We start from the raw sequence: 12,857 nt of genomic DNA on the forward strand, positions 1-12,857 counted from the left end.
ACAGGCGTGCTCCAGAGTTCGTAAGGGGTGGTTCGCGCCGTGTCCGCTACGCTAAAACCTGACGCCAACGTCAGGTGCAAGCGAGACGTGGAGTCGAGTCAGGAGGCCGGGATGCGGATCGGAGAGGTCGCCGCGAAGGCGGGCGTCAGCGTCAGGGCGCTGCGCTACTACGAGCAGCAGGACTTGCTGCACTCCACCCGGAATCCGGGTGGCCAGCGCCAGTATCCGGCCGGTGCCGTCGAACGGGTCAGGCTTATCCAACAGCTCTACTCCGTGGGCTTGCCCAGCAGAACCATCCGCGAGGTGCTGCCGTTCGCCGACTCCGGTGAGGCGTCACCGGAACTGCTGGAGCTGCTCGCGGCCGAACGCGACCGCCTCGACCGGCAGATGACGGACCTGCGGGACGTGCGCAACCGGCTGCACGACTGCATAACCGAGGCGCGGAATCATGACGGAACAGGAAGTCCATCCTGAAGCAGGGGCGGCCACACTCGCACGGCCCGGACCGTGATCGTTCTCACCGATAACCAGGGCTACAGCCTGCATGTCACCGCGCTGCCCGAGGTCCACCAGGCGCTGCTCGCCGCCGCGGCGCTGGGCGCCGACGGGGTATCCCCGGCCGAGCGCAAGGCGTACCGGATCTACACGGAACGGCTGAACAACGCGATGCTTGTGATGGATGAGAACCGGATCATCGGGAGCGTGCACAGGAGTTCGGATATCTGTGCAGAGAAACTCCTGAAATCGACACCGGGGCCGAAGATCCCCAGGTCGCGATTCGCACAACACCTCGCAGAACTACCCCAGGTTTTGACAGAGTTCTGCGAGACTGGCGGGATACAACTCGGACCCGACGATGCCGCGGCCGAACGCCACCCTTGTCCGCAATGCGACGTCCCCGCCGGCAGCGCCTGCGGAACCCGCGCCGGGAAGACCGCCGCGAAGTACCACACCGCTCGGTTCATCCTCGTACCGTCGCTGCGCGACGAGCTCACCGTGGCCGTCCCGGCCGATCGCGGGCCAGGGAAGAAATGGACGCAGGGCCCGGAGGTCGCCGCGACGGCGCCGGAGACGAGCGGCGTGCCGATCCGGATCGGCTACGCGCGCTGCTCGACCGCGACCACATCCACGAGAGGACCCTCGAAGGCCAGCGGGCCGCCGCCGCACGCGGCAACCACGGCGGCTGGCCCAAGGTGATCGACGAAGACGACGTGCTCTTCGCCCGCGCGCTGCGCGACAAGGGCACTCCAATGCCCGACATCGTGAAGAAGCTGACCATCAAGACCGGCAAGAACGCCGGCCAGCATCCCTCAGTCGCCTCGCTCTACCGCGCGCTCGCCGACACTGACGCCTGACCAGCAGCTTCAGGAGGCCATTGCCCCTTTCGCTCATATCCCGGTTGCCCCCAGGTAGGCCTGGGCGATCTGCCGAGTGGTCAGGCCGCCGACGGCCCGCAGCGTGAGGGCCGCCGCAGCCGCCGGGCTCAGCGACGGATGGGCGCACAGGAAGAAGAGCTGCAACGTGTCGTCTGCGGTCTCGGTCGGTCCTGGCGGCGGTTCCGCCTCGAACCGCTGTTCCCGGTCGCGACGCGAGACCTCGGCACGGCGGACGTCGAGGAACTTGCGCCAGGCGACCGTGACCAGCCAGCCCTTCGGGTCGGCGGGTCTGGTGTCTGGCCAGGTCAGCGCGGCCTGGATGAGCGCCTCCTGCACGGCGTCCTCGGCCGTCGCGAAGTCGACTCCGCGATGCACGAGGACGCCGATCACCGCAGGAGTCAACTCCCGCAGCAGGAGTTCGTCCACCACCTGATCTGCCTTACCGGTCCGGTCACTCGGTGACCGTCGGCGACGCGCTCAGCAGCGGGCGCACCTCGAGCCACTCGTGGATCGGCTTGCCGCCCGCACCGGGGGCGGCCGACAACTCGGCGGCGAGCGCGAGCGCCCGCTCGTAGGTGTCGACGTCGATCACCATCCAGCCTGCGATCAGGTCCTTGGTCTCGGCGAAGGGCCCGTCGGTGACCGGCGGCCTGCCCTCCCCGTCGTACCGGACGAACGTGCCCTCTGGCGAGAGGGCACGCTCGTCGACGAACTCGCCGCTGCTCCGGAGCCGGTCGGCGAAGTCGCCCATGAACTGCACATGGTCGCGGACCTCCTCCTGGGTCCACTGGTCCATCGGGACCGGATTCACGGCCTCCGGAGCACCCCGGTAGTGCTTGAGAAGCAGGTACTTGGCCATGCGGGTTCTCCTCGCTGCGGGCGGCCACGGTGGCCGCGACTGGTACTGGGACGGAGTCGCCAGGCCGTTCTCGACATCCTCGCCGCCTCTTCTTCGAGAACCTCCTGACTTGGCACGGACCGAGCCGCAAGATCAGCGCGCAGAACCCGCCGGGGGGCGACGGATTCGTCGGACGAGACCACTGACCAGCCGGTGTGCGGACGAGCGAGCCCGGCCGTACTGCTGCTACTCAACCCGGATCACGTCGAGTGCGCATGTGCCCGCACCCAACGAGTGATCGATCTCGTTCGCGGGCAGTGACGGGAGACCTCCGGCGGACGACCCGGCTGCGCTTGTGCCGAACGCGGGGCCCGGTGCAGGCGGGTCGTCAGTGGAGCAGCGGCCCGGGCCGACTCGGCCCCGCCTTCGCCGGAACACTCTTGTGGAGCAGGTGAGCGGGACTCCGGCTGGTGCGGTAGCCGATCGGCTACTGCACCAGCGGACTGGTCTGATCGGCAACCCGGGTCCACGGCGTCGGTGTGCGGCTCGATGGTCCGGTCGCCTGACCTCGACGTCGCGGTCGGGCGACCGGACTGTGCCTCTAGAGCCGTGTCGTCGGGGTCTGGTCTTCCGTGCAGGCCAGGGTGCGGTCGAGGAGCGGGAGCAGCCGGTCCCAGTGGCGCTGCAGTGCCGACGGGTTGAAGGCGTCGGTGTCGGACATGGTGTAGCCGTGGATGGTGTCGGGGTAGGTCTCGATGGTGTAGCTGATGCCTGCGGCGTCCAGGGCCTGGTTGAGCTCGCTGAGGTCTTCGGGCGTCAGGTCGTACTCGGCGAGGCCGAGGTGGACCTGAGCGGTGAGCTCGGCGACCAGGCGGTGTCCCCGGCAGGCGGTGAGCTGCGGGCGCGCCTGCTGGACCTCCTCACGGAGCAGTCGCCGATCGCGAGCCGGACCGTCGAGGAACACCAGCGGCTGCGCACGTTGCTGACCCGCGCGATCGGCGGGGCCTGACCGGAGATGGGCCAGGCCGCGGCGACGGAGGCGTGCCCGGTGCAGGCGGCGGGCCCGAACACGCCGACGTCGATGTTCCGCCCGGCGCCCGGCTGAGCACTGTCCGAACGGAGACGCCACGTCGTCGGCTCCTGATCCGCTGCTGCCGACCCAGAACGGAGCAGGGCGCGGAGACACCGACAGCCGACATCCGTCGCCGCCGGGATACCCGCTGACGGCATCGGCTCGATGCCGTCAGCGGGACCCGCACACACCGCGCGACAGTGCCCGGCCGAATCCGGGCCTGCGTTCGTCGAGTCGCAGCGGCAGGTCAGTCCCGCAGCGCCGTCCTCGCAGCCACCGCCGTTCTGGCGCGCGAGGTCCGACGCCACACCAGACCGGCGACACCCCCGGTGATCAGGGCCAGCGCCACCAGCAGGGCGCTGACCCACACCGGCGACCGGAAGCCGAGGCCTGCGTCGATGGTGATCCCGCCGAGCCAGGGGCCGATCGCGGCGCCCACGTTGAACGCCGCCGTCGCGAACCCGCCCGCCAGTCTCGGCGCGTCGCCTGCGGCGTAGAGCACCTGTGAGATCAGAGTCGACCCGACGGCGAAGGACAGCGTGCCCTGCACCAGGACGAGCACGATCGCGGCCGCCGGGCTCCCGGCCGTCAGCGCGAAGCCGATCCAGCCGAACAACAGCATCGTCCCGCCGATCGCCAGGAGCGGGATCGGCCGCGTGTCGGCGATCCGCCCCGCCAGGGTGACGCCGAGGAACGAGCCGATGCCGAACAGCGCGAGCCCGGCGGGCACCCAGCCCGCGCCGAGGCCGGTGACGTCGGTGATCAGCGGTGCGAGATAGGTGAACGTGCAGAAGGTGGCCCCGTTCACCAGGGCGGCCAGCGCCAGCAGCGTTCCGAGCCTCGGGCTGCGCAGTGCGCGCAGCTCCCGACGTGCGCTCGGAACGGCGACCTCGCCGGCGGGTGCGGCGTCGGCGGGGGCGTCGGCGGGGGCGGCAGACGGCACCGCCCGCAGGATCGCCACGACGGCGGGCACCGACACCAGCGCCACCGCCCAGAACGCCGAGCGCCATCCCCACGCCTGCCCCAACAGGGCACCGGCGGGGACGCCCGCGACGCAGGCGATGGTGACGCCGCCCAGCAGCGCGGCGGTGGCTCGCCCCTTGGCGTCGGGCTCGACCATCCCGGTCGCGGTCACCAGCGCCACCGCGAGGAAGCCCGCGTTGGCCAGCGCCCCGACCACCCGCGTGACCAGCAGGATCTCGTAGCTGGTGGTGAGCGCGCCGACGACGTGCACGATCAGGAAGACGAGCAGGAAGACCAACAGCGCGCGCCGACGCGACCAGCGCAGGCTCAGCAAGGCCATGAGCGGGGCGCCGATGATCATCCCGACGGCGAACGCCGAGGTCAACGCACCTGCGGCCGGGATGGACACCGACAGGTCCTCCGCGATGTCCGGGCCGAGTCCGGACAGCATGAACTCCGAGGTCCCCTGGGCGAAGACCGCGAGTCCGAGCAGATAGATGGCAAAGGGCATGACAAGACTCCGAGAGACCGCATCGAGGATCGATGAAGCGTCGGAAGGCGGCAGCGGGGTCGGTGCATCGACGGCAGCAGGCGCTCGCCTGATCAGACCCCGCGCGGCCCCCGCGCGATGAGACCTCGCCGCGTCACCGAGGACGCACGAGCGAGGTCGGACAGGAACCCGCACGGCGGCGATCCGGCGGCAGTGGTCACGTCAGAGCGACAGCCCGCGCGGCCTCAGGGCGGCGGAGCGTCGAGGACAGTGCCGGGAAGCCACCGGAAGCCGGTGGCTAGCGTCTTGACGCCTCGGGGCTGGACACGTTCGGCAGGCTAGTCGCGCCGGGCGGCGGGCGTCCACCGGATTTCCGGCCCGGCCCCGTCTGCAGGCAGCCCGGGTCGAATCCCCCGATTCCCGTATGCTGCCTGCCCGACCGGGCACGCGGGTGACGGACGGTCGGAACCATCGTGACGGCGGAGGTGACCAGGTCTGCGGCGCGCGAGCGATCACCGCCGCAGGGCGGGGTCAGGCCGTCACGACGATTCTGTAGCGGACGCTATAGCCTGGGCTGATGGCAGCGACACGCGGACGCCCTCGGAGCTTCGACCGCGAGGCCGCCCTGACCGTGGCGACCCGACTGTTCTGGGAGCACGGTTACGAGGCGACCTCGATCGGCGCCCTGACCGAGGCGATGAACATCAAGCCGCCCAGCCTGTACGCCGCATTCGGCGACAAGAAGGCCCTGTTCGACGAGGTCGTCACCACCTACCGCCAGACTCATGGCGAGTTCATGCTCCGCGCGCTCGACGAAGAGCCCGGCGTCCGGGCGGGCATCGCCAGAATGCTGCGGGAGGCCGCCGCCGCCTATACCGACCCCGCCCTGCCGCCGGGCTGTCTGGTGATCTCGGGCGCCGCCAACTGCTCCCCCGCCAACGCCGACGTCGCCGAGCGCCTGCGGGACCTGCGCAACGCCAACCTGACCGGGTTCGAGCAGCGACTGCGGAGCGCCGTGGCCGCAGGGGAACTACCCGCCGACACCGACGTCCCCGTCCTGGCCTCCTATCTCGCCGCCGTCATCCAGGGCATGTCGCAACGCGCGCGGGACGGCGCCTCCGCCCGTGAGCTCACGGCCCTGGCCGAGACGGCGATGCGTGCCGTGCCCGGCGGGGACGAGGCATCAGGCGAGGGCGGGGCGTCCTGACCCGAAGAGTGCGGGTGGCCGCCGGGCGACCGGCAGACCTTAAGCGGGCGCACCGAGGTGCCACCTCCGGCTCGGCGCGTCACCCGCCTTCCCGGACGAGCAGCGCCGGGCACCGTGCGCGGGACACGATCAGGAACGCCGCCGACCGGGCAGGCCGTGCCGAGGGCGTCCGGGGGTGCGACGGTCGCGGCGCCGTGCGCCGAGCGAACGCCATGAGGCGGCGCCGCCTCCGCGAGTCACGGCCATAAACTCTGCTCATGGTCAGTCTGCGTCAGCTCGAATACCTGGTTGCCGTCGCCGACCACGGCTCCTTCACCCGAGCCGCCGAGCTGCTGCACGTCACCCAGCCCGCGTTGTCCCATCAGATGCGCATCCTGGAGCGGTCCGCAGGCGGTCCGCTGCTGGAACGGCTTCCCCGGTCGGTGCGGCTGACCCCGGCAGGCCGGGCGATGCTGCCGCACGCGCGCGCCGCGCTCGCCGATGCGTATCGGGCCGGATGTGCGGCCCGGCAGGCCTCGGGCCTGGAACAGGGCGAACTGCGACTGGCGGCCGTGTACTCCGTGGGTCTGGGTGTGCTGCCTCCGGTGCTGCGCCGCTGGCGGCAGGATCACCGGGACGTGCAGATCAGTCTGTCGGAGCATCGGCACACCGACGAACTCCTCGCTGCGATGACTGAGGGCGCCGCCGATCTTGCCGTCGGCCCACTGCCGCGTCGGTGGAACGGACCGGTGTGGACGCTGGGCGTGGAGGAGTTCGTCGTCGTCCTGCCTTCCGACGATCCGATGGGGGACGGCGGGGCACTGCGAGTGGCGCTGTCCGCACTGGCCGACTGCAAGTGGGTGCACTACGCCTCGGGACACGGCCTGGCCGAGGTCCTCGATCAGGCCTGCGCCGAGGCGGGATTCCGACCTGTCGCCGCAGTGCGCACCGAGCAGACCGCCGCCGCCCCGGTGTTGGCCGCCGCCGGGCTCGGACCCGCGCTGGTGCCCGCCAACATGATTCCCACTGCCTTCGACGGCCTGGTCCTGCGCCCGGACCCTCCGGTGTGCCGCCCGCTGGCGGCCTACACCCGTCCCGCGCCCGATCCGCTGACCGAGGCCTTCGTCCGGATCCTCCTCGAGACCGTCCGCGTCCTGCCCGAGCCGCTGCGTGCTCGGTTCGGCCTCGGCGACGACGAGCCGCCGGGCTGAGCCTGCTACGCGGCGACGGCGGACCGTCTGGCGGCACGTCCGCCTCGCCGCGACCGACTCCGCCGAGTGACCGAGGTCACCTTTTGGCCGGTTTCCACAAGTTCAGGCACCAGGCACGGTCGGTGACGGCATTTCATTACCGGGCCTTACACGGGAGTGTTCAGGGTGAGAGTGGGCGAGAGCGAGCCCAACAGATGTCTAGTGCAGGAGGCTCGGTCGGTGTTCAGTCGTGTCGCCATCGTCAACCGCGGAGAGGCCGCGATGCGGCTGATCCACGCCGTGCGGGAGCTCTCCGCGGAAACCGGGACGCGGATCGAGACCGTCGCGTTCTTCACCGACGCCGACCGTACGGCCACCTTCGTCCGTGAGGCCGATCATGCCTTCGACCTCGGCCCCGCCTCGGCCCGGCCGTATCTGGACCTGGCGGTCCTGGAACGAGCACTGCGCGAGAGCGGCGCCGACGCCGCCTGGGTCGGTTGGGGCTTCGTCGCGGAGGACCCGGCGTTCGCCGAGCTGTGCGAGCGCATCGGGGTGACGTTCGTCGGGCCGAGCGCCGAGGCGATGCGCCGACTCGGGGACAAGATCGGGTCCAAGCTGCTCGCCGAGGAGGTCGACGTCCCGGTCGCGCCGTGGAGCAGGGGTGCGGTGGACGATCTGGCCGCCGCCGTCCGCGCGGCGGACGAGATCGGCTACCCGCTGATGCTCAAGGCGACCGCAGGCGGCGGCGGCCGAGGCATCCGGATGGTCACCTCCCCCGAGGAACTGACCGACGCCTACGAGCGCACCAGGATGGAGGCCGAGCGGGCCTTCGGCAGCGGCGTGGTGTTCCTGGAACGGCTGGTCACCGGCGCACGGCACGTCGAGGTGCAGGTGATCGCCGACGGTCAGGGCACGGCGTGGGCGCTGGGCGTGCGGGACTGCTCGGTGCAGCGCCGCAACCAGAAGATCATCGAGGAGTCGGCGTCCCCGGTGCTCACCTCGGAGCAGGCCGGTCAACTCAAGGCCGCCGCTGAACGACTGGTCCTGGCGGTCGGCTATCGGGGCGCGGGCACCGTCGAGTTCCTCTACCACCCCGGCGAGAAGCTGTTCGCGTTCCTGGAGGTCAACACCCGACTTCAGGTGGAACACCCCATCACCGAGCTGACCACCGGCATGGACCTGGTGAAGGCGCAGCTGCACGTCGCCGCAGGCGGACGACTGGAGGGCAGGCCGCCCGCCGAGAGCGGCCACGCCGTCGAGGCGCGGCTCAACGCCGAGGACCCGGACCGCGACTTCGCCCCGGCTCCGGGGCACATCGTCCGGTTGTCCCTCCCTGCGGGCCCCGGTATCCGCGTCGACACCGGGGTCAGCGAGGGCGACTCCATCCCGGCCGACTTCGACTCGATGATCGCGAAGATCATCGCGCACGGCCGCGACCGCGACGAGGCGCTGGGCAGGCTGCGCCGCGCGATGGCGCAGACCACGGTGATCATCGCGGGCGGCGCGACCAACAAGAGCTTCGTCCTCGACCTGCTGAACCAGCCCGAGGTGATCGACGCCAGCGCCGACACCGGCTGGATCGACCGGGTCCGGGGCGAGGGCAGGCTCGTCGCGCAGCAGGGCTCCGCAATCGCGCTCGCCGCCGCCGCGATCGAGGCCTACGAGGACGCCGAGACCCTCGCCCGGCAGCGTCTGCTGTCCACCGCGCACGGCGGACGCCCGCAGGTGCAACTGGACACCGACCGTGCGTTGGAGCTCAAGCTGCGCGGCGCCGGCTACCGGGTGCACGTCGGCCGCGTCGCACCGAACCGGTTCCGCGTCGCGATCGCCGCAGGCAAGGGCACACCCCAGGCGGCGGATGTCGTGATCGAACGCTTCGACCGCCACACCGGCCAGATCGTCGTCAACGGCACGCGGTTCCGACTGGTCACCAACGCGCACGGACCGACCCACCTGGTCGAGGTCGACGGGGTCGCACACCGCATCAGCCACGACGAGGGCGGCGTTCTGCGCGCCCCCTCCCCCGCGCTGGTGGTCGCCACGCCGCTGGAGGTCGGCGCCGAGGTGGAGGCGGGCTCTCCGGTCCTGGTGCTGGAGGCCATGAAGATGGAGACCGTGCTGCGCGCGCCGTTCCGGGCGCGGCTGCGCGAACGCCCGGTCGCGGTGGGCAGCCAGGTCGAGGCTGGGGCGCCGCTACTGTGGCTGGAACCGCTCGGCGACGGCGCCGACTCCGGCGCCGACCGGGACACCGCCGCCGCCGAGATCGACCTGCCTGCCGCGCCCGCCGACGTCCCCGCCGCCGAGCGGGTCGCGACCGGGCTGCGGGACCTGCGCGCCCTGCTGCTCGGCTTCGACGCCGACGCGCAGGACGGCCGTCGGGTGATGGACGACTACGCCTCGGCGCGTGCCGAGGTCGCCACGGGCAACGGCAGGCCGCTGGCGGGCGAGATCGAGCTCTTCGGCGTGTTCGCCGACCTGTCGGAGCTGACCCGCAACCGCCCGGCGGGCGCGGAGGGCACCCCCGACACCCAGGTGCACAGCCCCCGCGAGTACTTCCACACCTACCTGCAGAGCCTGGACGCCGAGCGGGCCGGGCTGCCCGAGGAGTTCCAGCAGCGCCTGACCAGGGTTCTCGGTCATTACGGAGTGACCGACCTGGAACGCACCCCGGAACTGGAGGACGCCGTCTTCCGGATCTTCCTCGCCCAGCGCCGCGCGGCCACCGACGTCGCCGTGGTGACCATGCTGATGCGGCAGTGGCTGACCGAGCCGCCGCCAGGCGGCCCCCTGCGCGAGACCGCGGGCCTGGCGCTGGAACACCTGGTCGCCGCCACCCAGGTCCGCTTCCCCGCCGTCGCCGACCTCGCCCGTTCGGTCGTCTTCCGGTGGTTCGCCCAGCCGATGCTGCGACGCAACCGGGCGCAGATCTACGCCGGCGTCCGCAAGCACCTCAACCACCTGGACGCCCACCCGGACGCGCCGGACCGCTCGGAGCGGATGGCCTCGATGGTGGCCAGCTCCGAGCCGCTGGTTCGGCTGCTCGGGCAGCGGATCGGCCGCAAGGGCGCCGGTCTGGCACCGATGCTGGAGGTGCTGACCCGCCGGTACTACGGCAACAAGTCGCTGCACGACCTGCACGCCACCGAGATCGCGGGCTGCACGTTCGTCGTCGCCGAACACCACGACGACGCGGGCCGGTCGGCGGTGCTGACCACCGCCGTGGACTTCGCGGCGCTGCCGGACGCCGTGCGGGCCATCGACGAGATCGCGCCGACCGACGACGTCGTCGCGGACATCTATCTGACCTGGTCGGACCAGCCGGAAGACCCGGATGCGATGGCCGCCGAACTGCGCGAGGTGCTGGCCTCCCGGAAGCTGTTCAGTCAGCTGCGCCGGGTCACCACCACGGTCGCCGGGCGCAGTGGCGCGGTGATGCACCACCACTTCACGTTCCGCCCGTCCTCCACCGGGATCACCGAGGAACGCCTCATCCGAGGCCTGCACCCCCTGATCGCCCAGCGGATGCAGCTGCAACGGCTGCGCAACTTCGACCTCACCCGGCTGCCCTCGGCCGACGAGGAGGTGTACCTGTTCCGCTGTGTCGCGCCGAAGAACACCTCCGACGAGCGGCTCGTCGCGTTGGCCCAGGTACGCGACCTGACCCCGCTGCGGGACGGCGAGGGCAGGCTGGTCGCGCTGCCCGCGCTCGAGGACACCCTGGCAGGCTGCCTGGACGCGATCCGCAAGGTGCAGTCCGGTCGGCCTGCGAACAAGCGGTTCGACACCAACCGGATCCTCATCTACGTCTGGCCGCCGAGCGAGCTGACCAATGCGGAGCTGAACACGGTCGCCCAGCGCATCCTGCCGACCACGGCGGGCGCCGGGCTGGAGGAGGTCGTGTTCCTCGCCCGCCAGCGTGCCCCGAAGAGCGGCGAACTGAGTGACATCGCGGTGCGCATCGGCTACGACGGCGAGTCCCGTATCCGACTGGAGATCGGCGATCGCCCGACCGGGCTGATCGAGCCGCTGGACGACTACCGGCAGAAGGTGCTGCGGGCGAGCAGGCGCGGCACCGTCTACCCCTACGAGCTGACCGGCATGCTCGCCGGTTCCCGAGGCACCTTCGTCGAGCACGACCTCGACGACGAGGGCGCCCTGGTGCCGGTGAGCCGACCGGCGGGCCAGAACACCGCCGCGCTGGTGGCGGGCGTGGTCACCACGCCCACCTCGCTGCACCCCGAGGGGATGTCCCGCGTGGTGCTGCTCGGCGACCCGACGAAGTCGTTGGGCGCGCTGTCGGAGCCGGAGTGCGCACGGGTGATCGCCGCCCTAGACCTCGCCGAGCGGCGGAGCATTCCTCTGGAGTGGTTCGCCCTGTCCTCGGGCGCCCGCATCTCGATGGAGTCCGGCACGGAGAACATGGACTGGGTGGCCGCCGCGCTCAAGCGCATCGTCACCTTCACTCAGGACGGCGGCGAGATCAACATCGTGGTCGCCGGGATCAACGTCGGCGCCCAGCCCTACTGGAACGCCGAGGCCACGATGCTCATGCACACCAAGGGCATCCTGGTGATGACGCCGGACTCGGCGATGGTGCTGACCGGCAAGCAGTCGCTGGACTTCTCCGGCGGCGTCTCCGCCGAGGACAACTTCGGCATCGGCGGCTACGACCGCGTCATGGGGCCGAACGGGCAGGCCCAGTACTGGGCGCCGAACCTGGGTGCGGCCCGCGACGTGCTGATGGCCCACTACGCGCACACCTATGTCGCACCGGGTGAGGCGGGACCCCGGCACTCGGGCACCACCGACCCGCACGACCGGGACATCTCCGACTACCCGCACGCCCTGGAGGGCAGCGACTTCGGGACGGTCGGCGAGATCTTCTCGGCCACCGCCAACCCGGACCGCAAGAAGGCCTTCGACATCCGCACCGTGATGCGTGCGGTGGCCGATCAGGACCATGCCGCGCTGGAGCGCTGGGCGGGCATGGCCGAGGCCGACACCGCCGTGGTGCAGGACGTGCACCTCGGCGGCAGGCCGGTGTGTCTGCTGGGCATCGAGTCCCGCTCGGTGGCCCGCCGGGGATTCCCTCCCACCGACGGGCCGGACACCTACACGGCGGGCACGTTGTTCCCGCGCTCGTCGAAGAAGGCGGCCCGTGCGATCAACGCGGCCAGCGGCAACCGGCCGCTGGTGGTGCTGGCGAACCTGTCCGGCTTCGACGGCTCCCCGGAGTCGATGCGCAGGCTGCAGCTGGAGTACGGCGCCGAGATCGGCCGGGCGGTCGTCAACTTCGAAGGCCCGATCGTGTTCTGTGTGATCTCCCGCTATCACGGCGGCGCGTTCGTGGTGTTCTCCAAGGCGCTCAACCCGAACATGACGGTGCTCGCCGTGGAGGGTGCGTTCGCCTCGGTGCTCGGCGGTGCGCCTGCGGCGGCGGTGGTGTTCGCGGGCGAGGTGAACCGGCGCACCTCGGCCGACCCACGGGTGGCCGACCTGGAGGCACGTCTCGGGGCGGCCGCCGGCGCCGAGCGGGTCGAGGTGAGTGCGACGTTGGCGGAGACGCGGGCGGCGGTGCGCGCGGAGAAGCTGACCGACGTGGCCACCGAGTTCGACCGGGTGCACAGTGTGCAGCGTGCCATCGAGGTCGGTTCGGTGGACGCCGTGGTGAGCGCCGCCGAGCTGCGCCCGAGGATCATCGAGGCCATCGGGCGGGCCTGACTCCGCCCTGTCGTGCGCGTG

General features: G+C 71.3%; 9 protein-coding genes and 1 pseudogene. 6 read left to right on the forward strand and 4 right to left on the reverse strand.

What is annotated here, in order from left to right; all coding sequences use genetic code 11:
- Positions 1-111 precede the first annotated feature (111 nt).
- From UA74_RS15450 to UA74_RS32845, 3 genes are read left to right on the forward strand one after another with little or no spacing between them, the layout of a single operon-like run.
- The gene (locus UA74_RS15450) at positions 112-474 is read left to right on the forward strand and encodes a MerR family transcriptional regulator (RefSeq protein WP_075743866.1); all 363 of its coding nucleotides are present in this window, start codon (positions 112-114) and stop codon (positions 472-474) included.
- Between the two features lie 33 nt (positions 475-507).
- The gene (locus tag UA74_RS32840; protein ID WP_198043044.1) at positions 508-1,197 is read left to right on the forward strand and encodes a zinc finger domain-containing protein; all 690 of its coding nucleotides are present in this window, start codon (positions 508-510) and stop codon (positions 1,195-1,197) included.
- A complete protein-coding gene (locus UA74_RS32845) occupies positions 1,194-1,355 on the forward strand; it encodes a hypothetical protein (RefSeq protein WP_198043045.1) in 162 nt (53 codons plus the stop codon). The genes UA74_RS32840 and UA74_RS32845 overlap by 4 nt, the downstream gene beginning before the upstream one ends.
- Positions 1,356-1,406: 51 nt before the next feature.
- On the opposite strand, the pseudogene UA74_RS15460 reads toward UA74_RS32845, so the two are convergent.
- The 4 genes and pseudogenes from UA74_RS15460 to UA74_RS15475 all read right to left on the reverse strand — a co-directional run.
- Positions 1,407-1,802 (reverse strand): annotated as a pseudogene (locus UA74_RS15460) (sigma factor); the annotation flags it as partial.
- 25 nt (positions 1,803-1,827) lie between these two features.
- The gene (locus tag UA74_RS15465) at positions 1,828-2,235 is read right to left on the reverse strand and encodes a YciI family protein (RefSeq protein WP_075740914.1); all 408 of its coding nucleotides are present in this window, start codon (positions 2,233-2,235) and stop codon (positions 1,828-1,830) included.
- Positions 2,236-2,815: 580 nt separating this feature from the next.
- Positions 2,816-3,178: a dienelactone hydrolase family protein gene (locus UA74_RS33600; RefSeq protein WP_318533304.1), complete on the reverse strand. Its 363-nt coding sequence runs from the start codon at positions 3,176-3,178 to the stop codon at positions 2,816-2,818.
- 355 nt (positions 3,179-3,533) lie between these two features.
- Positions 3,534-4,760, reverse strand: a complete 1,227-nt coding sequence (locus UA74_RS15475) for a Cmx/CmrA family chloramphenicol efflux MFS transporter (protein WP_075740915.1) — start codon at positions 4,758-4,760, stop codon at positions 3,534-3,536.
- A 556-nt stretch (positions 4,761-5,316) separates the two neighbouring features.
- Between UA74_RS15475 and UA74_RS15480 the strand changes: the two genes are divergently transcribed.
- The 3 genes from UA74_RS15480 to UA74_RS15490 all read left to right on the forward strand — a co-directional run bounded on the left by UA74_RS15480 (position 5,317) and on the right by UA74_RS15490 (position 12,836).
- A complete protein-coding gene (locus tag UA74_RS15480) occupies positions 5,317-5,946 on the forward strand; it encodes a TetR/AcrR family transcriptional regulator (protein ID WP_075740916.1) in 630 nt (209 codons plus the stop codon).
- A 257-nt stretch (positions 5,947-6,203) separates the two neighbouring features.
- On the forward strand, positions 6,204-7,136 hold the full coding sequence (locus UA74_RS15485; protein ID WP_075740917.1) for a LysR family transcriptional regulator: 933 nt from the start codon (positions 6,204-6,206) through the stop codon (positions 7,134-7,136).
- 219 nt (positions 7,137-7,355) lie between these two features.
- The gene (locus UA74_RS15490; RefSeq protein ID WP_075743867.1) at positions 7,356-12,836 is read left to right on the forward strand and encodes an ATP-binding protein; all 5,481 of its coding nucleotides are present in this window, start codon (positions 7,356-7,358) and stop codon (positions 12,834-12,836) included.
- Positions 12,837-12,857: the final 21 nt, after the last annotated feature.

Source organism: Actinoalloteichus fjordicus (genome assembly GCF_001941625.1).
GTDB classification, from domain to species: domain Bacteria; phylum Actinomycetota; class Actinomycetes; order Mycobacteriales; family Pseudonocardiaceae; genus Actinoalloteichus_A; species Actinoalloteichus_A fjordicus.

Coding starts and splice junctions, on each gene's coding strand:
- UA74_RS15450 (WP_075743866.1), top strand. CDS start 112: ATGCGGATCGGAGAGGTCGCCGCGAAGGCGGGCGTCAGCGTCAGGGCG.
- UA74_RS15465 (WP_075740914.1), bottom strand. CDS start 2,235: ATGGCCAAGTACCTGCTTCTCAAGCACTACCGGGGTGCTCCGGAGGCC.
- UA74_RS15475 (WP_075740915.1), bottom strand. CDS start 4,760: ATGCCCTTTGCCATCTATCTGCTCGGACTCGCGGTCTTCGCCCAGGGG.
- UA74_RS15480 (WP_075740916.1), top strand. CDS start 5,317: ATGGCAGCGACACGCGGACGCCCTCGGAGCTTCGACCGCGAGGCCGCC.
- UA74_RS15485 (WP_075740917.1), top strand. CDS start 6,204: ATGGTCAGTCTGCGTCAGCTCGAATACCTGGTTGCCGTCGCCGACCAC.